At 70.1% G+C, this 21577-nt stretch carries 19 protein-coding genes; 11 read left to right on the forward strand and 8 right to left on the reverse strand.

Annotation, left to right across the window (positions count from 1 at the left end):
• Nucleotides 1–8: 8 nt before the first annotated feature.
• Nucleotides 9–2624: a DUF7825 domain-containing protein gene (locus tag OHA25_RS49230; protein ID WP_327583747.1), complete on the reverse strand. Its 2616-nt coding sequence runs from the start codon at nt 2622–2624 to the stop codon at nt 9–11.
• 347 nt (nt 2625–2971) lie between these two features.
• Here OHA25_RS49230 and OHA25_RS49235 point away from each other — a divergent pair, with 347 nt between their 5' ends.
• On the forward strand, nt 2972–3961 hold the full coding sequence (locus OHA25_RS49235) for a glycoside hydrolase family 11 protein (protein WP_327583748.1): 990 nt from the start codon (nt 2972–2974) through the stop codon (nt 3959–3961).
• A gap of 88 nt (nt 3962–4049) precedes the next feature.
• Here OHA25_RS49235 and OHA25_RS49240 read toward each other — a convergent pair whose 3' ends face one another.
• On the reverse strand, nt 4050–5906 hold the full coding sequence (locus tag OHA25_RS49240) for an ABC transporter ATP-binding protein (protein WP_327583749.1): 1857 nt from the start codon (nt 5904–5906) through the stop codon (nt 4050–4052).
• 244 nt (nt 5907–6150) lie between these two features.
• Between OHA25_RS49240 and OHA25_RS49245 the strand changes: the two genes are divergently transcribed.
• From OHA25_RS49245 to OHA25_RS49260, 4 genes are all read left to right on the forward strand, one after another.
• Nucleotides 6151–6996: a trypsin-like serine protease gene (locus OHA25_RS49245; protein WP_327583750.1), complete on the forward strand. Its 846-nt coding sequence runs from the start codon at nt 6151–6153 to the stop codon at nt 6994–6996.
• A 128-nt stretch (nt 6997–7124) separates the two neighbouring features.
• Nucleotides 7125–7913 (forward strand): SDR family oxidoreductase, encoded by a 789-nt coding sequence (locus tag OHA25_RS49250; RefSeq protein WP_327583751.1) that lies wholly within the window; start codon nt 7125–7127, stop codon nt 7911–7913.
• A gap of 179 nt (nt 7914–8092) precedes the next feature.
• Nucleotides 8093–9820, forward strand: a complete 1728-nt coding sequence (locus tag OHA25_RS49255) for a VanW family protein (protein WP_327583752.1) — start codon at nt 8093–8095, stop codon at nt 9818–9820.
• A gap of 55 nt (nt 9821–9875) precedes the next feature.
• The gene (locus OHA25_RS49260; protein ID WP_327583753.1) at nt 9876–10187 is read left to right on the forward strand and encodes a hypothetical protein; all 312 of its coding nucleotides are present in this window, start codon (nt 9876–9878) and stop codon (nt 10185–10187) included.
• Nucleotides 10188–10238: 51 nt separating this feature from the next.
• On the opposite strand, the gene OHA25_RS49265 is transcribed toward OHA25_RS49260, so the two are convergent.
• Complete coding sequence (locus OHA25_RS49265; RefSeq protein ID WP_327583754.1) at nt 10239–11660, reverse strand: MFS transporter; 1422 nt, start codon at nt 11658–11660, stop codon at nt 10239–10241.
• A 310-nt stretch (nt 11661–11970) separates the two neighbouring features.
• On the opposite strand from OHA25_RS49265, the gene OHA25_RS49270 reads away from it, so the two are divergent.
• Together OHA25_RS49270 and OHA25_RS49275 are read left to right on the forward strand one after the other, a co-directional pair.
• Nucleotides 11971–12585, forward strand: coding sequence for an ATP-binding protein (locus OHA25_RS49270; RefSeq protein WP_327583755.1), 615 nt, complete (start codon nt 11971–11973; stop codon nt 12583–12585).
• A 35-nt stretch (nt 12586–12620) separates the two neighbouring features.
• Nucleotides 12621–13448, forward strand: a complete 828-nt coding sequence (locus OHA25_RS49275) for a hypothetical protein (RefSeq protein ID WP_327583756.1) — start codon at nt 12621–12623, stop codon at nt 13446–13448.
• Nucleotides 13449–13501: 53 nt separating this feature from the next.
• Here the strand turns inward: OHA25_RS49275 and OHA25_RS49280 are convergent, their stop codons facing one another.
• Entirely contained in the window at nt 13502–14305 is an 804-nt protein-coding gene (locus OHA25_RS49280; RefSeq protein ID WP_327583757.1) for an SAM-dependent methyltransferase, read from the reverse strand.
• Between the two features lie 197 nt (nt 14306–14502).
• Here OHA25_RS49280 and OHA25_RS49285 point away from each other — a divergent pair, with 197 nt between their 5' ends.
• The gene (locus OHA25_RS49285; RefSeq protein WP_327583758.1) at nt 14503–15705 is read left to right on the forward strand and encodes an alginate lyase family protein; all 1203 of its coding nucleotides are present in this window, start codon (nt 14503–14505) and stop codon (nt 15703–15705) included.
• Between the two features lie 8 nt (nt 15706–15713).
• Here OHA25_RS49285 and OHA25_RS49290 read toward each other — a convergent pair whose 3' ends face one another.
• On the reverse strand, nt 15714–16265 hold the full coding sequence (locus OHA25_RS49290; RefSeq protein WP_327583759.1) for a hypothetical protein: 552 nt from the start codon (nt 16263–16265) through the stop codon (nt 15714–15716).
• Nucleotides 16266–16395: 130 nt separating this feature from the next.
• Between OHA25_RS49290 and OHA25_RS49295 the strand changes: the two genes are divergently transcribed.
• The 3 genes from OHA25_RS49295 (at nt 16396) to OHA25_RS49305 (ending at nt 18769) form a co-directional block, all read left to right on the forward strand.
• On the forward strand, nt 16396–16587 hold the full coding sequence (locus tag OHA25_RS49295) for a hypothetical protein (protein ID WP_327583760.1): 192 nt from the start codon (nt 16396–16398) through the stop codon (nt 16585–16587).
• A gap of 72 nt (nt 16588–16659) precedes the next feature.
• A complete protein-coding gene (locus tag OHA25_RS49300) occupies nt 16660–17571 on the forward strand; it encodes a hypothetical protein (RefSeq protein ID WP_327583761.1) in 912 nt (303 codons plus the stop codon).
• Between the two features lie 298 nt (nt 17572–17869).
• Nucleotides 17870–18769: an AAA family ATPase gene (locus OHA25_RS49305; protein WP_327591157.1), complete on the forward strand. Its 900-nt coding sequence runs from the start codon at nt 17870–17872 to the stop codon at nt 18767–18769.
• A gap of 18 nt (nt 18770–18787) precedes the next feature.
• Here OHA25_RS49305 and OHA25_RS49310 read toward each other — a convergent pair whose 3' ends face one another.
• The 3 genes from OHA25_RS49310 to OHA25_RS49320 are packed head-to-tail and all read right to left on the reverse strand — an operon-like array spanning nt 18788 to nt 21574.
• Nucleotides 18788–19642 (reverse strand): sugar phosphate isomerase/epimerase family protein, encoded by an 855-nt coding sequence (locus tag OHA25_RS49310; RefSeq protein ID WP_327583762.1) that lies wholly within the window; start codon nt 19640–19642, stop codon nt 18788–18790.
• 13 nt (nt 19643–19655) lie between these two features.
• Nucleotides 19656–20660, reverse strand: a complete 1005-nt coding sequence (locus tag OHA25_RS49315; RefSeq protein ID WP_327583763.1) for a Gfo/Idh/MocA family protein — start codon at nt 20658–20660, stop codon at nt 19656–19658.
• A gap of 14 nt (nt 20661–20674) precedes the next feature.
• A complete protein-coding gene (locus tag OHA25_RS49320) occupies nt 20675–21574 on the reverse strand; it encodes a TIM barrel protein (protein ID WP_327583764.1) in 900 nt (299 codons plus the stop codon).
• Nucleotides 21575–21577: the final 3 nt, after the last annotated feature.

Genomic DNA, 21577 nt, shown 5'->3' on the forward strand with positions numbered 1-21577 from the left:
GTGAGCCGTCACTGGGAGATGGCCTCGTACAGGCGTCTCGCCTCGTACAGCACGAGGCTCGACCCCTTGCGCGCGGCCATCTCCGCCAGCCCGAAGATCTCGCCTTGCGCGCCCGCGAGCACAGCCGCCCGCGCGGCGACGCCCAGCAGCTCGCCCAGCCCGGCGCGCGGCCGTTCGCCTGGGCCGGGCAGCAGGAGCGGAAGGGCCACGGCGAGCGTCCGCCACACCTCGTCGTGCGCGCCGGCCGCCGTCAGGTCGCCGAGTGGGGCGGTGATCCGCTTGAGCACGACGAACTCGTGCCGGATCAGCTCCGCGACGGCCCACCCGAGGTCGGCAGCCGGGAACTGCCCGCGTGCGGCCAGCGTGAGCGCCGCGCCGGCCGCCTCCGCACGCTGCGCGTCCCGCCGGTGCCCCAGCCCGCCCGCGATCGCGACCGCGGTGGCGGCCCCCGCGGGGCCTTCGCCATGGGCCAGAGCCGCCAGGGCCTCCATCCTGACGTCATTGGAGCGGGACAGCCAGGGCATGCAGCGCACGAGCCAGGCGGCCACGATTTCGCGGTGTGAGGGCATGATCATCGGCCACCACAAGGCGTCGCGCGGGTAGGAGAGATAGATGCTCGGGGGCTCGGCCACCCACAGCTTCTCCAGCCAGGCGGGCAGGCCCGCGGTCGGCACGACCGTGGAGCGCAGCTGCTGGGACCAGCTGCGGGGGGCGTAGTAGTTCGGCCTGTCCTCCTCATGCAGCTCCCAGTCCACGGCGGGGTCGGGCCACCCGCCGTCACGCAACCACGCGGCCAGCGCCCGGCCCGCCTGTGATGGCAGCTTCTCCGCCCGTACGAGCAGCTCGGGATCGATGTGCCGGGGCAGCCGCAGCAGCGCCTGCTCGAAGTCGGCCGCAAGCGGCTCGCTCTCCCCCAGCCGCTCCATCCGCCCCACCAAGGTCGCGGCGTCGACGTGGCCGGTGGCCGCGGTCGGCGTGGCGAGCAGCGCGGGAATCGTCTCCCCACGTTCGAAGAGCGCGATCACCTCCTCCAGGCGGCGCCGGACAAACCGCTGGGGCGGCCACTCGCTGAAGATGGGGTACGCGTTCGTCTCGGCCAGCGACGTGCTCACCTGCCGGCTCTGCTCGGGCGCCACCACCGCCAGCGCGCAGCGGGCCAGCAGGATGTGGACGCCGCGGTCGTGGCCGTCACGGTCGAACACGTACACGTTGGGGTCCCCCGGCTGCGGCCGGCTCTCCTCCCACCACGGCCGCAGCGCCGCCGCCATGCCGTCGCGGTCGCGGTGGGTCAGCTCGACAAGCCCGGCCAGGACACGCTCGCACTGCTGCGGCTCCTCCGACCAGCCCAGCGCCCGCAGCTCCGCGACCAGCTCGGCCTGCGAGGCGACCGGCGGCGCGAGGGCGGGCAGCGCGGGCGCGTGCAGAACGGCGGCGACCGGCTGCTCCGGCTCCACCCCCGTGATCACGCCGTAGGCGGCGGCCACGCGCTCCCGCAGATCGGCGGGCAGCCGGGCCGCGGCCTCGCGGATCGCCTCCCTGCCGGTGTCGTCCGCGTGCGGGGCCAGCTTGACCGCCAGCCGCACCGCGCGTGCCCGCAGGGCGGGGGTGTCCACGTCGAACACGGTGGCCAGCGCGGGCACCGCGCCGCCGCTCCGTGGCGCGGGCGTCTGCGCCAGCCACTGCACAGCGGCCTGGAGGAGCTTCTTCTCCAGCCGGTACGCCAGCGACCCCACGGCCTCGGCGAACAGCTCGTCGTCCAGCAACCCCGCGGTCTCGGCCCGCTGCAGCTCTTCCAGCGCGAGCTCCGCCAGCGGCGGGGCGGCCGCCGGCAGCAGGCGGACGAAGTCGAGGACCGGGATCTCCTCCGGCTCCGGCCGCAGCAGCCGCCAGAGCCGTATGAACGGGTCGATCTCCTCGGCCGGGCCACCGGTCAGGAACCGGCCGGCGCAGCCGTCGATCAGGGTCCCGCGGGACACTCGGCCCTCATCGGCCAGCACGGCCAACTCGCCGACAATGCTCAGGAGCGGGTCGGCCACACCCCGCACCTGGAACAGGCGCGGCAGCAGGGGACCGAGCAGCGGATCGCCGTCGATGCCAGGGCCGCGCCCGCGCCGCCGCAGGGACAGCCGCCAGACCCATCCAACGACGAAGGCGTCGCCGTCCGGCAGCTCGAGGCCCGTCTCGGACACCAGTGCGGCGGCCAGGTCCCAGCCGGGCATGCCTTCCATGCGCCCCCACGTCCTGCCGGTCGGCGGCCTCAGCCGGTCCACCAACCGGGCGGCAAGGTCACGGCGCCACCCCACGGAGCGGCGCCGCAGCAGGGACACGATGCGGCCGGCGTCCTGCTCCGGGTCGCGCACCAGGCGCAGCTCCCTGCGGTTGAGCCAGGCCGCCACCTGCTGAGCCCCGGTGAAGCAGGCCGCCCCCGCGAGCCGGTATCCGGGCGCCAGGCCCTCGATCTCCCGGCGGGCTACGAACCCGCCGCGCAGCTCCTCGGTCAGGTGGCCCGGGAGCTGCATGGCGACCGCCCGCCGGCCCAAGTCGCTCAGCCCGTCCAGGAACTTCGCCAGGTCCTCGTCGTCACCCGCCTCGATGCGGTCGAGGACCTCCAGCCAGGGATTCATGCGGGCACCTCGTTCCACCAGGCGCCGCGGGTTCGGCGCGCCCGCCGTAAACAAGCGATCATGGCCCGGACCCTAACGGCCGGCTCCGACAATCCGCCCGGACCCGAACGGGCTCGATGATGGTGCCAATCTTGGCATGTTTCGGAAGATATACGAAACTTTCATCTGCCGCATTGCATGAGGAAGAGCCAGCATACAGGCGAAACGCACCCCCAAGATCTTCACTTCCCTGCAAAGACCGTTGACAACTCGATCGAGGCGTCCGACACTTTCGCCATCGCACCGATAGTTTCGTCCTGGATCACCCTGTGCGCCCCCGCCAGCCTTCACGAGGAGGAAGCACGCACATGAACGGCGCCCCCACCCGCTCGAAGAGTCGCAGACGCGGCCGCACCAGGCTGCTCATCGGCCGCGCCTGTGCCGTAGCCGTAGCACTGGTCCTGGCTGTGACGATGCCGCCCGGAATCGCCCACGCGGCCCCCATCACGTCCAATCAAACCGGCACCAACAACGGCTACTTCTATTCGTTCTGGACCGACAGTGCCGGAACGGTCTCCATGGAACTGGGATCCGGCGGCAATTACAGCACCTCATGGCGCAACACCGGGAACTTCGTCGCCGGCAAGGGCTGGAACCCCGGCGGACGCCGAACCGTGAACTACTCAGGCAGCTTCAATCCGTCCGGCAATGCGTATCTGACGCTCTACGGGTGGACGAGAAATCCACTCGTGGAGTATTACATCGTCGACAACTGGGGCACCTACCGGCCTACCGGAACGTACAAGGGCACGGTCACCAGCGATGGCGGTACGTACGACATCTACCAGACGACGCGCTACAACGCTCCCTCCATCGAAGGCACCCGAACCTTCAATCAGTATTGGAGCGTCCGGCAGTCGAAGAAAACGGGCGGAACCATAACCTCCGGCAATCACTTTGACGCATGGGCCCGTTATGGAATGAATCTCGGCACCCATGATTACATGATCCTCGCAACAGAGGGATATCAAAGCAGCGGGAGCTCCAATATCACGGTGGGCGGCTCCTCCGGTGGCGGCGGTGGCGGCGGCGGTGGCTGCACCGCGACGCTGTCCGCGGGCCAGCAGTGGAGCGACCGATACAACCTCAACGTCTCGGTCAGCGGCTCGAGCAACTGGACCGTGACGATGAACGTGCCGTCTCCAGCGAAGATCATCGCCACCTGGAACATCAGCGCCAGCTACCCCAGTGCCCAGGTATTGACCGCCAGACCCAACGGCAGCGGCAACAACTGGGGTGCGACGATCCAGCACAACGGCAACACCACCTGGCCGACGGTCTCCTGCAGCGCGAGCTGACCTCCGAAGACACGCGGACGCCGAGCGGGAGTGGCGACAGGGTGCGCCACTCCCGCTCTGGTCACCGCTCGGCTCGGTCCCGTGGCGATCACGTGATCGCCTGGCGCGTGCTTCGGCTCACCGGTGGATCGCCGTCCGGGGTGTCGTCATCGACCAGGAAGCCACCGGATTGATGCCGCCAGAGCCGAGCGTAGGGACCTTGGGCCTGGAGCAACTCGCTGTGGGTGCCCTGCTCCACGATGTGTCCGCGGTTGAGCACAACAAGCCGATCCATGCGGACGACGGTGCTCAATCGGTGCGCGACCACGAGCGCGGTACGGTCCTGCATCAAGTGCCACAGGGCTTCCTGAACGAGGATTTCGCTTTCGGAGTCCAGGGCGCTGGTCGCCTCGTCCAGCAGCAGGATCGGGGCGTCACGCAGGATCGCGCGCGCCAGGGCGAGGCGTTGCCGCTGGCCGCCGGAGAGCTTGACGCCGCGCTCGCCGACCAAGGTGTCGAATCCGTTCGGCAGAGAGTCGGCGAACTCCATGACATGCGCCGCCTGCGCGGCCCGGTGGATCTCGGCATCGGTGGCCCCCGGCCGGGCGAACGCGATGTTGTCACGCACCGACCGGTGGAACATGGCGGGCTCCTGCGGGACATAGGCGATAAGACTGCGCAGGTCGGCCTGACGCAGGCGGGCGATGTCCTGGCCGCCTATCAGGATCCGGCCTCCGCCGACGTCCATGAGACGCAGCAACAGCCGGGTCAGGGTGCTCTTGCCGCCGCCGGACTGGCCGACCAGCCCGATCTTGGCGCCGCTGGGGATGTCCAGATCCAGGTTCTCGAACAACGGCCGGCCATCGGCGTAGGCGAAGCTCACCCGCTCGAAGCGTACGCTCGCGTCGGCCGGGCGCAGCGGCTGCGGGTCGGCTGGATCCACCACGGTCGGCGGCACGAGAAGCAGCTCGGTGAACTGGGCGGCTTCGGTGAGCACGCTCTCGATGCGCCGGTATATCTGGTTGAACTCGAACATGATGCTGATCGTGGTCGAGTAGTAGGAGAAGGTCACCACGATGGCCTCCACCCCCAGGCCTCCCCGCAGTGCCACGGCGAGGAGCAGGCCCACGGCGCTGGTGAGGACCGACAGCGGGGCGACGACGGTGTCCACCCGGAGATTGCCGTAATCCCAGGAGCGCAGCGACAGCCTGCCCTGCTCGGCGACCCTGGCCCGGTGTTCGGTGGCTTCGCGATCCTCGGCGGCGAACGCGCGGACCGTCTCCATGTTGGCCAGCACATCGGCGACGTGGCCCGACACCAGCACCTTGGCCGCCTCACGTTCGTCGACCAGCGCTTGGCGACGGCGGATGAGCGGAGCGACGAGAAAGCCGGTGACGATGATGAGGCCCACGAGAACGATGACCAGCAGTGGGTGATAGCGCCACAGCACGACCGAGGCGAAGGCCAGCGGCACCACCTTGGCCATGATCGAGAAGGTGAGCGTGTCGGCGAACTCCTCGAACCTGGAGGAGAATCCCAGCACCCGTTTGGTCAGCGATCCGGCGAAGTTGTCGTGAAAGAAGGCGGCGTCCTTGGTCAGCAGCTCGTCCATGCCCACCACGCCGAGCCGCTCGATCCCCCGGGCATCCGTACGGTTGAGGAAGTGCAGTCCCACCCGCCACAGCACTTCGCCCGCCAGCAGGAACCCGCCGAACGCGAGCACATACGGCAGTAACGCGGCGACGGTGCCGTCCCCGCCCTCGGAGAGATGCCCCACGAGCCCGGCGACCGCCAGCGGCGCCAGGTAGAACAGGCAGATGTTCCCCATCGCCGGGAGCGTCAGGGCGGGCACCGAGACCCGCCACTGGCGCTTCAGCTCACCGCAGTAGTAGCGCAGGACCAGCAGAACCGCCGATTTTCGTATAGAGGGACCCCCGGAGTCCTCAAGTGATCCGTGCACAGCCATCCGCCCTCCCGAATGCCGACAGCGCCTTGGCCATGCTGCCGGAGGCTGTACGGCAGAGCGAACGATTTTCCGGCCACCTCGGGGCGGCTACCGAGCAGTGTTGTCGCGCCGTTGGCCCCCCGCAGCGGCGCCGACAAGCCGTCGCGGTGCCCGCAGCTGACAGCAGACTCTCAGGTTCCTGGACTTGATCCGCGCGCACATCGGTGGCAGAACAGCACGAGTATCAGGAAAGGAAAATTACCCAGTGCGATCATTAACTCGTCTGGCCGCTGCGATCTTCACCGCAGCCCTCGCCGTGCTCACCGTCGCCATGCCCGCTCAAGCCATCACCGGCGGGGAACCCGACGGAAACCGCCACCCCAATGTCGGGCTGATCATGTTCTACCAGCCTGACGGCCGCTTCCGGTGCTCCGCGACGCTGGTCTCGCCGACCGTGCTCGTCACCGCCGCGCACTGTACCGAGGGAACACTCGGCAAGACCTTGGTGACGTTCAAGTCGGAGATCGCCAAGGAGCCCCCGGCGCCGTTCCCCGTGGCGGCCAACCCGAGCAAGGGCTACACGGCTGCGGAGATCACCGCCGCCGGCGCCCTGTCCGGCACGGCGCACTCCCACCCGCAGTACTCGAACTTCACCGACCTCGACAACTGGAACGACGTCGGCGTGATCGTCCTGGACAAGGCGGTCTCCGGGATCACTCCGGCCAAGATCGCGTCCTTGCGGTTCCTCGACGCCTACGGCCCGCCGGCGCTGAGCAAGACGCTGTTCGACTTCGTCGGGTACGGCACGGAGGTGCGTAAGCCGGTCACCGGCCCCCAGAAGCCGCAGCCGATGAGCTACCCCCTGGAGCGCCGCTACACCACTCAGCCCGGACAGAAGCTCACCGAGCAGATCCTCCAGGCCAACGGCAATTACCACGACACCCGCGGCGGCGGTGGCACCTGCTTCGGCGACTCGGGCGGCCCCGTGTTCCTCAAGGGCTCCCTCGTCGCGGTGACCAGCTACGGCTACACGCAGAACTGCCGCTACCTCGGCGGCTACCAGCGCATCGACATCGCCGTCGCGCAGAACTGGCTGAACGACTACCTGTAACCGCCACAGCCGACCCGGCCACGGGTCCGGCACCAGCGCGGGCCGGCGACGACACCACGATCGTCTCGTCGGCCCGCGCAGGCGGTAAGTCCATTGAAACAAGTTATAGCGAGCCCTAGGCTGAGCGCATGATCCTGGACCGTTTCCAGATCACCGGCGCCGCCGCGATCGTCACCGGCGCGGGCCGGGGCATCGGCGCCGCCACCGCCGTCGCCCTCGCCCAGGCAGGGGCGGACGTGGTGCTCTGCGCACGCACCGAGGAGCAGCTCCGCGCGGTCGCCGACCAGGTGGAGAAGGCGGGCCGGCGAGCCCTCGTCGTCCCCGGCGACCTGTCCGTGCCGGGCACCGCCGAGGCGCTCGCGGCGCGCACCGCGGACGCCTTCGGGCGGCTGGACATCGTCGTGAACAACGTGGGCGGCGCACTGCCCCGAGCGTTCCTCGACACGAAGCGCAAGCACCTCGAGAACGCGTTTCAATTCAACGTCGGCATCGCGCACGAGCTGACCAGGGCCGCCGTCCCCCACTTGCTGGAGGGCGGCGGCGCGGTCGTGAACGTCTCCTCCGCCGTGGGCCGCGTGGCCGGCCGCGGCTACCTGGCGTACGGCACCGCCAAGGCGGCGCTCGCGCACTACACCCGGCTGGCCGCCCTGGACCTCGCCCCCGCCGTGCGGGTCAACGCGGTCGCCGTCGGCGCGGTGGCCACCTCCGCGCTCGACATCGTCATGAACGACGAGGACCTGCGCACCCGGATGGAGCAGGCCACACCGCTGCGGCGGATAGGCGAGCCGGAGGACGTGGCGGCCGCCGTGCTCTACCTGGCCTCCCCGGCGGCCCGCTATCTGACGGGCAAGGTGCTGGAGGTGGACGGCGGCATCGACCGGCCCAACCTCGACCTGGGGCTGCCCGACCTCTCATGACGTGGTGAGCACGTACGCCCAGGTGAAAGTGGGCCGTGACGCCCCGCCATCCGTATGTCATGGAGAGGCCTCGAACGAACGGCTCGAGCGCCGAGCCATCAGAGGAGGCCATCTACGATGGCTACTACTATGCTCCGCATGCGCGATGCCAGCCCCCGACCACGCACGACCACCGTCCCGTGGAACCTGTAGTGAGCCGGCGCGGCGTCGACCGTCAGGAAGGCCCGGCCAGGAGCGCCCCGTCCGGACGGCGCCGGGTCGCCGTCATCGTGGCGGCTCTGGGCTCAGTGGTCGTCCTGGCCTATGCGATACCCGCGATTGCGCTGGCCGGCCAAGTGCCGCGCGGCACGCGGATCGGTGGCGTGGACGTCGGTGGCCTGTCCGAGGCCGAGGCCCGTTCACGACTGGAGCGCGAGTTCGGCGCGCGCCTGGCCCGCCCCCTGACGCTGTCGGCCGCCGGCAAGTCGATGCGCCGGACGCCCTCCGAGCTGGGGATAGGGGTGGACGTCCCGGCATCGGTCGAGGCGGCGCTGGACGGCGCGAGCACCCCCGCCGGGGTGGTGCGCTCGCTGTTCGGCTCCGGCCGGCGCGAGCTGCGCCCCCGCATCGCACTCGACGAGGCTCGCCTCACCGGCGAACTCGCCAAGTTGGCGCGTACCGTGGACGCCAAACCCCGTGAGGGCGGCGTGCGCTACAAGGAAACGCAGCCGCAGCCGATCATCCCCAAACCCGGCCGCGTCCTCGACCGAGCCGGCGCGGCGGACACCATCCGCGACGCCTTCCTGAGCGGCCGCTCCTCGGTCACGCTCACCACGCGCTCACGGCCGCCCGCGACCTCGCCGGACGAGGTACGTCGCATCGCCGGCGGCCTCGCCCGCACCGCGGTCGCCGGCCCGCTCGCTCTCGTGAACGGCAGTCAGAGCGCCGAACTGTCCGGGTCTCAAGTGGCCGGGGCGCTGCGCTGGGCCGCCGACGGACGGGGCGGCCTCCGCCCCGTCCTCAACGCCAAGGATCTCCTGCCCGACCTGAACAAGCAGCTCATCGACGAGAGCCAGCGCCCTCAAGACGCCTCCTTCAAGATCGTGAAAGGCAAGCCGCAGGTCATTCCCGCGCGCCCGGGCCGCGGCATCGACGCCAAGGGCCTCGGCACGGCGATCTCCACCGCCCTCGCGGCGGGCCGGCGCAGCGTGAAGGTGCCCGTGACCGAGACGCAGCCTCGGGTGACCACCACGCTGGCCAGGAAGCTCGGCATCAAGAAGAAGGTCAGCTCCTTCACCACCTACCACCCGTGCTGCGCGCCCAGGGTCACCAATATCCACCGCATCGCGGACATCGTGGATGGATACGTGGTCAAACCCGGCGAGACGTTCTCGCTCAACGGGATCGTCGGCAAGCGCGACAAGGCGCGGGGGTTCGTCGAGGCGCCGATGATCCTCAACAACCGGTTCGTGAACGATGTCGGCGGCGGTGTGTCGCAGTTCGCCACCACCATGTTCAACGCGGTGTTCTTCGGCGGATTCGAGGACGTGCAGCACCGGCCGCACCAGTACTACATCTCGCGCTACCCGGCGGGGCGGGAGTCCACGGTTTCCTATCCTCAGCCGGACTTCCGGTGGCGCAACGACTCCCCCTATGGAGTGCTGATCAAGACCTCCTACACCAGCACCTCCGTCACCGTTGAGTTCTGGAGCACGCAGCGCTTCACCATCGAGTCGGAGACTTCGCCTCGTTACGACGTCAAGCCGTTCGACACGCTCAGCGAAACCGATCCCGACTGCATCCCGATGGAAGGCGCCGAGGGCTTCTCCATCGATGTGTGGCGCATCTTCCGGCAGGGCGGCAAGGAAGTGCGCAAGCAGAAGTTCCACACCGTTTACGCGCCCGAGCCGCGCCTGAAGTGCACCTGAGCACGACGCGACCAAGCTGCCCCTGGCCGGCGCTCGGTGGCTGCGTGAGCATCACGTGGCAGGCCTGAGCCCGGCCAGGATGACCGTGACCAGGGAAGGCGCCGGTCCGCACGCCTTCTGCCAGGAGGTCCCGGATCAGGTCATGGAGCCGACGCTGCGGCCGGGTGAGCTGCTCATCGCGGTGCAGGAACGCCATGCGCGCGCTCTCGCCGTGCCCGCGCGACTGCTGGGTGATGTGCGCATAGGCCTCGAGGACGGCGTGGAGCCGCGCTTCGGCGTCGCCGGCCTGATCGCGGACCCGGGCGAGATGTTCCAGGTGTGCGGTCACCTGCCGTTCGTGCCAGGCAAGCGATCTGGGACATGGTGACCGATCGCAGCCCGTGCTCGGACACGAGCGCCGCGAGCCCGCCCGGGTCGGTCAGTGGCCGTGGCCGTGGCCGACGAACGCCGTCGCCGGTTTGCCCGCCGGCACCAGCCCCAGCGCGACGGCGGCCGTGACGCCCGCGACGACGGCGCACAGCGTGAGCCCCGCCACGAAGCCGCCGATGCCCCCTGCCGAGCCGGGCACGAGGCTTGACGCGGCGACAGTGGAGACGACGGCCACGCCGATCGAGCCGCCGAGCTCGTGGAAGGTGTTGATCACGCCGGAGGCGACGCCGTTCTCGCCGGGCGGGATGTTCGCCATGGTGGTGGTGGTGGCCGTCACGAACGCCGGCCCGATGCCCAGCGCGGCCAGCACGAACCCCGGCAACAAGGTGGTGTACGCGCTCGCGTCGGGCGAGATGCGGGTCATCAGCGCCGCCCCCGCCGCCGTGACCACGAAGGACGCCACCGCCACCGGCCGTCCGCCGATCCTGCCGATGAGATGTCCGCCGAGCTGCGCCCCGATGGTGATCGCGATGGCCACCGGCAGGAAGAGCAGCCCGGTCTCCAACGCGCTGAAGCCCAGCACGTGCTGAAGGTAGAGCGAGCTGATGAAGAACAGGCCCAGCATCAGGCCGGTCGCCACCAGCATGACGAACGTCCCCGAGATCACCGGCCGCCTGGCCAGGGTCTCGGCGCGCATCAGCGGTGACCGTACCGACCGCTCGACCACCACGAACACGACGTAGAGCAACACGGCCCCGACCAGCGGCAGCACCGTACCCATCGCTCCCCAGCCGGCGTCGCCCGCCGTCACCAGCCCGTAGATCAGCAGCGCCGTCGCCAGCGTGACCAGCAGCGCGCCGGGCACGTCGACCCGCTCGCTCCGCCCGGGCGTGGCCGGCACCACGACGGGCACGGCCGCGAGCACCGCCAGCCCGATCGGAACGTTCACGAAGAACACCCACGTCCACCCCGGCCCCGCGGTCAGCACGCCGCCGAGCAGCACGCCGAGGGCCGCGCCCGTGCCGCCGATGGCCGCCCAGACGCCGAGTGCCCGCCCGCGCCGCTCACCGTGGAACGTGGCGATGACGACGGCCAGCGCCGCCGGCGAGAGCAACGCCGCGCCGACGCCCTGCAGCGCCCGCCCGGCGATGAGCATGGCGCCGCTGCCGGCCAGCCCGCACATCAGTGAGGCCGCCGTGAACAGCCCGAGTCCGGCGAGGAGCGTGCGGCGCGCGCCCAACGCGTCGGACAGCCGCCCTCCGAGCACCATCAGGCCGCCGAAGCAGAGCGTGTACGTGGTCACCACCCATGTCAGCGACTCACGGTCGAGCGCGAGGTCCGTGCCGATGGTCGGCAACGCCACCTGCACGACCGTGATGTCCACGATCAGCATGAACTGCGCCAGGCACAGCAGCACCAACACGCCCCATCCGCCGGCGCGCACCTTGGGGGGAGCCGTGTCGAGACTCATCCGAACCTCCTTAAATTGAACACTCATGTTCAAGTTAGCACGCCCCGCGACCAGTCGGCGATTGAGTAGGGGCTGCTCATTCCTCAGGGCCTGCCCGGCGCCAAGGTGACCGATCATCTCGGCTGCCCGCTCAGCGATGTCGTGGTGGTGGAGGAGAAGTACCGGCTGTACGAGCACGCGGCGCTGCAGACCGCGGCCGACCGCTACCTGGAGGTGCACTCCCCGGGAGCCGAACGGTTCGGCATCGTCGGCAAGGTCGTGCAGCTCGGCCTGGTCGCCACGACCGCGCCCGCAACTGGGCGCCGAGGAGGTGATCCTGCCGGAGGGCCGGCTCGAGGCCATCGAGGATCACATCGTGGGCATCGCCGAGCCGGCCGGCCGCCTCACCGCGGCCGGCCAGCACCTGCGCCGGGGGCTGCTGCTCTACGGCCCGCCCGGCACCGGCAAGACCCACACCACGCGCTACCTCATCAGCCGGTTGCGCGAGCACACGACGGTGCTGATGACGGGGCCCGCCATGCGCAAGATCGACTACGCGATGGCGATGGCCCGCAAGCTCCAGCCGTCCATCGTGGTCGTCGAGGACGTCGACCTCATCGCCGAAGACCGCAGCCAGTACGAGAGCAGCCCGCTGCTGTTCTCCCTGCTGGACGCCATGGATGGGATCAGCGGCGACGTCGACGTCACGTTCGTCCTGACGACGCTCACCGACGGCCACTTCGACACGGCCCTGCAGGCCATGGCAGGCGACAACCAGATGCTCACCCGCGGCAGTCACGGTCGCCGGCCCCAAGGACGAGCGAACTCCAGCGCGGTTGCACCCTCCCAGCTGCTGAAACGCGCCGACAGCGCCCTCACCTATCGCGCCGACGCCACGGCCGGCGCGATGCTTGATCGACTTCGCGGCGCCGCCTCGCTAAGGTGAGGCGTTCGATCCGCTGCGCCCCCCGGATGTGTCACGTGCCTCGTCGCTACCGCTTAGGCATTCCCGCCCTGCTCATCACGGGTGTGTACGTCGTCGCGCTGGCGGTCGCCGCCGTGATCGCGCTGACCGCCGGCGACCTGGGCGCGTTGTGGCGCTTGACGCTGTTCACGGAGGTGAGTGACAGCGTCGCTGTGACGTGGCCGAACGTGCTCATCCTGATCCTTGCCGGCCTGCCGTGGGCGTGGGCGCTGTGGCAGAGCGTACGCGGGCCGCTGGCGGGGCCGCCGCCGGAGCTGGACCGGAACGAGCGGCGGCTGCGGGTGGCCCTGTACGCCGCGGCGGCGTCCTCGCTGCTTTACGCCATCGCGCCGGCCTGGCCGTGGTGGGCGGCGGTGATCTACGCCATGGTGATGTGGGTGGTCGTGTTGCTGTTCCAGCCGGTGCTGGGACGCAACCTGGAGTTCGCCGAAGGCGCGCGGGCGGCGGGTGTGCTGGCGTACGGAGGCATCGCCGCCATCGAGGTGCTCGACGTTCTCGACTGGCCCGTGCCCGGCTGGCTGGCCGTGATCTGTGGCGTGGCGGGCCTGATCTGGACGGTGCTGGTCCTGCGGGCGCAGCGGCACGACAGCCGCTGGCACGGGGCCACCGTCGTGTACGGCATCGCCGCCTTGGTGGTGCCGTTCGTTTTCCCGCTGGTGGGCTTGCTGTTCGCGCTCGCGGGGCGGCACATCTCCGACGACGCCGCGGTGGCGGCCGACGCCCTGATGATGATCTGGCTGGCCCGCTCCGCCCACGAGCTCGCCGACCCTCGCCACCAGCCGGCCCCGCCCTCGCCCCTCCCCGCTCAGCCGTCGACGCCGTGACGGCCGGCTCCCCTCCGTCCGGCCGGCACGCCGGCTGAGTGGAGGGGACGCGGTCAGGGTTTGCGGGCGATGCCGCCGAACATGAGGCGCTGGCCCACGGTCAGTTCGTCAGGAACGGCCGCCTCGGGACGCCACAGAGGCAGTGGGACGACACCCGGCTCCACCAGCTCGAACCCGTCGAAGAAGGCGGTGATCTCCGCGACGGTGCGGAACCTGCCGGTGCCGAGCAGCGCGAGGAACTTCTTCTCCGCGTCACGCGAGTCCTGGCTCGAATCGCAGAAGTGGGTGATGAAGAGGTAGCTGCCGGACGGGACCGCGGCCATGTACGCCTCGACGATTCCCCGCGGGTCCTCGTCGTCGTGCAGGTGGTGCAGGATGCCGACCAGCATCACACCGACCGGGCGGCCGAGGTCGATGAGCCGCGCGACGGCCTCGTCGGCGAGGATCGCCGCCGGGTCGCGCAGGTCCGAGGTGACCACGGCGGTGCGCTCGTTCTCCGCCAGCAGGGCCCGGCCGTGGGCCAGAACCATGGGGTCGTTGTCGACGTAGACGACGCGCGACTCCGGGTTCGCGCGCTGGGCGACCTGGTGGGTGTTCTCCACGGTCGGCAGCCCCGAGCCGAGGTCGACGAACTGGGTGACGCCCTGGTCGACCAGGAACCGGACGCCGCGGCCCAGCATGTGGCGGTTGTAGGTCGCCACGTCGTAGATCTCCGGAACGACCTTGACGATCTCCGCGACGAAGGCGCGATCGACCTCGAAGTTGTCCTTGCCGTGTAGGACGACGTCGTAGGCCCTCGCGATGCTGGGCCTGGTCGTGTCGATCGCGCTCTTCCACTCGTCCTGTTGCTCGGCCACAGGTGTCCTTCCTCACGGAGTCGATCATCATGATCTTAAGGGCGGCCGATCTGACAAATGCGCTTATCGCGGAATTAATACCGGCCGGTCGGGCGTCCTGCCCACTCTTTCACCGCCCGCGGGCCCTTGTAAGGAGGCGGTGTCAGGACTACGATCTCAACACTTTTAGGAAACTTTCCTAATCAAGGAGCCGCCTCATGGTCCGTCCCCGTAGTCGCGGGAGCCTGTTGTTACTCACGGTCGCGCTGGTCATCACATTGAGCACCGGAGCCGTGCCGGCACCCGCCGCCGTGGCCCGCAGCGCCCCGGCCGCCTTCGCACATCCCGGCGTGCTCGTCAGCAGGGCCCAGCTCGACTTCGTCCGCTCCAAGGTCAACGCCGGCGCCCAGCCGTGGAAGGCCGCCTACGACCAGATGGTCGCCAGCAGCCTCGCGTCGTTGTCACGTACCCCGAAGCCGCGGGCCGTCGTGGAGTGCGGCTCGTACTCGAATCCCAACTACGGCTGCACGGACGAGCGCCAGGACGCGCTGGCCGCGTACACCGACGCGCTGATCTGGTACATCTCGCGCGACAGCCGGTACGCGCAGAAGGCCATCCAGATCATGGACGCCTGGTCCGCCGTGATCACCGACCACACCAACAGCAACGCCCCGCTCCAGACGGGGTGGGCAGGCTCGTCCTGGCCCAGGGCGGCCGAGATCATCCGGTACACCTCCACCGGGTGGTCCGCCACGGGGGTCAACCGCTTCGCGACCATGCTCAGGAACGTCTACCTGCCCGAGGTCATCAACGGCCGGGCCACCACCAACGGCAACTGGGAGTTGTCGATGATGGACGCGGCCATCGGGATCGCGGTGTTCCTGGAGGACAGGGCAGCCTATGACAAGGCCGTGAGCACGTTCCGGGCCCGCATGCCCGCCTACATCTACCTCACCGGTGACGGCGCTCTTCCCAAGGGACCGGCCGGCAGCAGCATCGACACGCGGGACGAGATCGTCGCGTACTGGCATGGCCAGGAGACCTTCGTCAACGGGCTGTCCCAGGAGACCTGCCGCGACTTCACCCACACCGGCTACGGCCTGGCGGCGATCGCGCACATCGCCGAGACCTCCCGGATCCAGGGGCAGGACCTCTACCCGGAGATCGCCGACCGGCTGCGGCACGCGCTCGGCCTGCACGCCAAATACCAGCTCGGCACAGCCGTCCTGTCCTGGTTGTGCGGCGGCGGCCTCACGCTGGGCCTGGGCCCGGTCACGGAGGTCGGCTTCAACGCCCTGAACAACCGCATGGGCATCGCGATGAGCAACACTCAGGCTCTCACCGAGCGGCAGCGCCCGGCGGGCACAAACAACCTCTTCGTCGCCTGGGAGACCCTCACCCACGCCGGCAACCCGAACTGACGCGCGCCCTACGCCACCACGACGCCACCGCTCGGCAGGCCGGCGCGGTCGGGCACCACCCGCGGGAGACCGCGTAGCCACGCCTCCAGGTCCGCGGGCCACCAACGGCCCGCGGCCAGCCGGCCCAGCTGCTCCGCGACCGCGCCCGCCGAGGGGTGCGCCGGCACGACCCGTACGGGCGCCGCACCTGCCAGCACGCCGAGCCACCAGTGCCGCCAGGTCTCCGCCATCCCGTCGGGATCCAGCACAAGGTAGTAGTCGGGCAGCACCAGCCGGTCGGCACGCAGCTCGCCCAGCGCCGCCTCGATGGCCACTTCCAGGCCGCCGACAACTCCGGTGCCGTCGAAGAACGCCGTCCACGCCGCAGCCACGTCGGCCAGCGGATCGGCGTCGTGCACCACATACGTGGCCGCCGACCGTGCCGCGATCTCCATCACCTCGGCCGGCCTGCGCTCCCCGCGCGGGATCGCCCGCACGTTGTGCAGCCCGTCCAGACCCGCGACCACGTCCCCAGCGCCGTCCCCCGCCACCACGACCACCGTACTGGTCAATCGCCGCATATCGGGCAGTCTAGCGCCGCCCCTGTCCCGCAGCATGGCCCACACGTCGCATACAAACCAGTCTCAATCCCCGCTCCAGTGCGATATCCCACCCTGATGATCGAGACGACGATCGATCAGGGGGATCCAGATGACCATTGACGGCAACGCGCTGCGTCAAGCGGTGCGCGGATCGGTGCTACTGCCCGGCGACGAGGGCTTCGAGCAGGCCACGTGGCCGTGGAACCGCGCCGTCGAGCAGCGCGTACGGGCTGTGGTCGAGGCCGCCGACGCCGCAGATGTGGGGGGGCCGTGGTCCGGCACGCCGGGCTGGCCGGGCTGAAGGTGACCACGCAGCCCAGCGGGCACGGCGCGGCCAGCGGCCTGGACGGCCGGCAGCTCGCCGGTGATGAGCGTGACCGGGTTCAGCCTGGGTGGTGGACTGAGCTGGTTCGGGCGGGCGCACGGGCCGGCCGGCAACGCCGTCCGCGCCCTGGAGGTGGTCGGCGCCGACGGCGCCCCCAGCCGCGTCACCGCCGAGTCCGACCCGGACCTGTTCTGGGCGCTGCATGGCGCCGGCGGCGACTTCGCCGTGGTCACCGCACTGGAGATGGACCTGTTCCCGGCGCCGCACCTGTACGGCGGCCAGGTGATCTGGCCGATCGCCCGCGCCGAGCAGGTCATGGCGGCCTACCGCGAAATCACCGCCGCCGCGCCCGAGGAGCTGAGCGTGTTGTTCGCGCTCATGCAGTTCCCGCCGCTGCCGTTCGTCCCCGAGCCGCTGCGCGGGCTGGCGGCCGTCAAGGTGGAGTGCGCCTTCCTCCGCGACGCGGACACCGGCCGTGCCCTGCTGCGCGGCGAGCTGCTGACCGATCTGGACGACGCCGCCGTGGCGACCTTGCTGGACGCGGCCGGCCGCGTACCCCCAGGAGGTGCTGGCCAGGCTCCGCGACATCAAGCGCCGCCGCGACCCGCAGGGGATCTTCCGCTCCAACTTCCCCGTCCCGGCCTGACGAGCGCCGAGGCGTTGAGTATGGGGATACTCATTCCTCAACGCCCGTCCAGCGGCGATGATGATCGGTGTGACGGAGATCGAGCTCACGGAGGCGCGGGCGCTCGCCGAAAGCCTGCGGCAGGTGTACACCGCGGTGGCCGAGCGCATCGGCGCGGACAACGCCGCCTCTCCCCTGATCACGAAGGTGACCGGGCACCTCGGCTGCCCGCTCAGCGACGTCGTGGTCGTGGAGGAGAAGTACCGGCTGTACGAGCACGCGGCGCTGCAGGTCGCCGCCGACCTCTACCTGGACGCGCACTCCCCCGGAGCTGAGTGGTTCGGCATCGTCGGCGGGGAGCGGCGCTGGGAGAGCATCATCAACATGCTGCTGTCGGCGATGCGCGAGGGCAGCCGGCTGCTCGGCCGCCCCGACTACGGCACCGCCCCGATCGGCCCCGACGCCACCATCGAGGTCGTGCAGCTCGGCCTGGTCGCCACGACCGCGCCCGACGGCAGCCCAGTGGTCATCGGGCTGAGCGACAAGGACGACTACGACGGTTACAGCCTCCTTACCGTGCTGTCGGCCGGCCGTGAGGCGGCCACCGCCGTACGCGACGAGGTGGACCGGCTCATGCGGGAGAACGATCCGTTCCGCGGCCAGGTGCTCAGCTTCGGATTCAGCGAGCACCGGGACAACGAACTGCTCACCTTCCTGCCCCGCCCAGAGCTCGGCGCCGAGGAGGTGATCCTGCCGGAGGGCCGGCTCGAGGCCATCGAGGATCACATCGTAGGCATCGCCGAGCTGGCCGGCCGCCTCACCGCAGCCGGCCAGCACCTGCGCCGGGGGCTGCTGCTCTACGGCCCGCCCGGCACCGGCAAGACCCACACCACGCGCTACCTCATCAGCCGGTTGCGCGAGCACACGACGGTGCTGATGACGGGGCCCGCCATGCGCAAGATCGACTACGCGGTGGCGATGGCCCGCAAGCTCCAGCCGTCCATCGTGGTCGTCGAGGACGTCGACCTCATCGCCGAGGACCGCAGCCAGTACGAGAGCAGCCCGCTGCTGTTCTCCCTGCTGGACGCCATGGATGGGATCAGCGGCGACGTCGACGTGACGTTCGTCCTGACCACCAACCGGGTCGAGGCCCTGGAGAAGGCCCTGGTCCAGCGGCCCGGCCGGGTGGACCTCGCGGTGGAGATCCCGCCTCCGGACGCGGCGGCCCGGGAGCGCCTGGTCCGGCTGTACGCCCGGAATCAGCCCATCGTGGCCGACGTTGCCAAGGTGGTCGCCGCCACCGAGGGCGTCACCGCGTCCTTCATCAAGGAGCTGCTGCGCCGCGTCATCCTGGTCGCGCTCCGCTCCGACGAAACCGCCCTCACCGACGACCACTTCGACACGGCGCTGCAAGGCATGGCAGGCGACAATCAGGCGCTCACCCGCGCCCTCCTCGGCTCCCAGGAGCCAAGTACGGCCACCGGTCCCAAGGACGAGCGAACCCCCGCACGATTGGAGCCGCCCAACTGCTGACCCCCAGTGCGGGGGGAATCACCATGAGGCCGTGCGCTTGGTCATCTCCTGGAGCATGAACAGGTTCGACTCGCGCGCCTTGTCCTCCCATGCGAAGACGCACGCGGTCATGATGCCGTCGAAGCCGAGGCGGCCCAGGATGCCGAAGAACTCGTCCCAGTCGACCTCGCCCTGGCCGATGTTCAGGTGCTGGTGGACCCGGGCGGTCGAGCCCGGCGGGTTGACGATATAGCGCAGGCCGGACGAGGCCCGATGGTCGAAGGAGTCGGCGACGTGTACGTGAGTGAGCAGGTCGCCGGCGTACTCCATGATCTCGGTCAGGTTGCCGCCCTGGTGGAAGGTGTGCGGCGCGCAGTAGAGGAACGACACGTGCGGGGAGTTGATGCCGCGCACCATGTCGACGGCGGTCTTGCCGTCCTCGACGAAGTCGTCCGGGTGCGGTTCGAGGCGGAGCTCCACGCCCTCGCGCTCGAAGACGGGCAGGAGCTCCTCCATCGACCGCCAGAACATGGCCTCGCTCCGGGACGCCTGCTCGGGGCGGCCGTTGAACTCCGAGTTCATGACGGTGCAGCCGAGCTCGACCGTGATCTCGATGGCCCGCTTCCAGTAGCGCACCGCCGCCTGGCGCTCCTCCTCGTCGGGGCCGGACCAGCGGTAGAGCGGCAGCACCGAGGCGAGCTTGACGTCGGCCGCGGCGAGGGCGGACTTGAAGGCCGCGACGGTGTCCCGGTCGGCCCGCGGGTGCAGGAAGAAGGGCAGGAAGTCCTCGCGCGGCGACAGCTCGACGTACTCGTAGCCGAGGTCCGCGACCAGCGCGGGCAGCTCGAGCAGTGGCGTGTGGCGCACCATGTACGGATCGAGGGCGATCTTCATGTTCAGGTTCCTTTCAGGCGTACAGACCGGGCCGCTCCACCAGGCTGACCAGGGCGGGCGCGCCCGAGTCGAGCGAGGCGACGGCGCTCTCCGCGACGGCGGTGGCCGCGTAGCCGTCCCACGCGCTCGGCCCGCCGACGACCCCGGACCGCAGCCCGGTGATCCACTCCTGCAGTTCGGCCAGGTACGTCGCGCCGAACCGGACCCGCCAGTCGGCCGGGACCGTCCGGGCGCTGTGGCCGTCGCGGATCACCGCATTGGCAGTGGGGTTCTCCAGCGTCACGACGCCGGTGGAGCCCACGACCTCGCAGCGCACGTCGTAGCCGTACTGGCAGTTGACGAACACCTCGACGGTGACCACGCCGCCGCCGGCTAGCTCCAGCAGGACGATCTGCGGGTCGCGCAGGTGGGCGGCGGCCAGCGGGCTCGGCTTGGTGGCGACGACTGTGGTGCGCACGATCTCCTGGCCGAGCAGCCAGCGGGTGGTGTCGATCTCGTGAATGACCGAGTCGGTCATCGCCATGGGGCTGGTGAAGGAGTCGGGCACGACCGCGTTGCGGTGGATCATGTGGGCCAGCAGCGGCTCGCCGATCGTGCCGTCGTCGACGGCGTCCTTGACGACCTTGTAGCCGGGGTCGTAGCGGCGCATGAAGCCGACCTGGATCCAGCGGCGGCCGGTGGCGACCTCCGCCTCGAGGACCTTCAGGCAGTCCGCCGCCGTGGTGGCCAGCGGCTTCTCGCAGAGCACGGGCTTCTCCGCGGCGATGCAGGCCAGGACCTGCTCGGCGTGGAGGTCGCCCGGTGAGGCGAGGACCACGGCGTCGACGCCGGGGTCGTCGATGACCTCCAGCGCGCTCCCCCGCGCCACGGCGCCGGCGTTCGCGGCGACCTGCTCAGCCCGGGCGGTGTCCACGTCGAACACGGCGGCCACCGTGGATCCGACGACCTGGGACGACAGACGTGTCACGTGGTCGGCCCCGATGTTGCCGGTCCCGATGACGCCGACCTTGATTGTCACGATGCTTCCTTCTTTCAGGGACGCAGGCCGCAGCCGTTGAGGTACGTGCGGGTGCGGGTGGCGATGGGCAGCGGGGTGTCCGGCGGGCAGGGGTAGAGGTCCTGCTCGACGATCGCGAACAGGTCGGCGTCCAGCTTGCCGAGCTCGGCCAGCAGCGGCTCCATGGCGGGGATGCCGCCGGGCGGTTCGATCATGGCTCCGCGCCGTACGGCCTCGGCGAAGCACAGGTTCTCCTCGCGGACCTGCCGGACGATCTCGGGGTCCACCTGCTTGAGATGCACGTACCCGATCCGCTCGGGGAACGCGCGGATGATCGCGATGTTGTCCCCGCCGCAGTAGGAGATGTGGCCGGTGTCGAGGCAGAGGGAGACGACCTCGGGGTCGGTGTCCTCCAGGAAGCGCAGCACGCGTTCCTGGGTGTCGACGTGGCTGTCGGCGTGGGGGTGGAAGACCAGCTCGACGCCGCATTCCTCGTGGAGGACGCGGGCCAGCTCCGACATGCCCGTGGTGAGGTCCTTCCACTGCTCGGGGGTCAGGTCCACCGGCTGGGTGAGGTTCCCGTCGAGGTCGGTGTAGCCCTCGGGCAGCGAGACCAGGTACGTGGCGCCGAGCGCGGTGAGCAGCCTGGCCTCCGCGCGGCACTCTTCGATGGCCTGCTTCAGCGCTTCCCGGCCGCGGTGCAGGCCGGAGAACACCGCGCCACCGGACAGCCGGAGCCCGCGCAGGCCGAGCTCATCACACAGCTGCTCGGGGTCGGTGGGCAGGTAGCCGTACGGGCCGAGCTCGATCCATTGGTAGCCGGCCGCGGCAACCTCGTCGAGGAAGCGGTCCCAGGGCACCTGGTTCGGGTCGTCGGGGAACCACACGCCCCAGGAGTCGGGGGCGGTGCCCAGCCGGACGCGGGACAACGTCATTGC

Origin of the sequence: Nonomuraea sp. NBC_00507 (genome assembly GCF_036013525.1) — a bacterium.
Taxonomy (GTDB): domain Bacteria; phylum Actinomycetota; class Actinomycetes; order Streptosporangiales; family Streptosporangiaceae; genus Nonomuraea.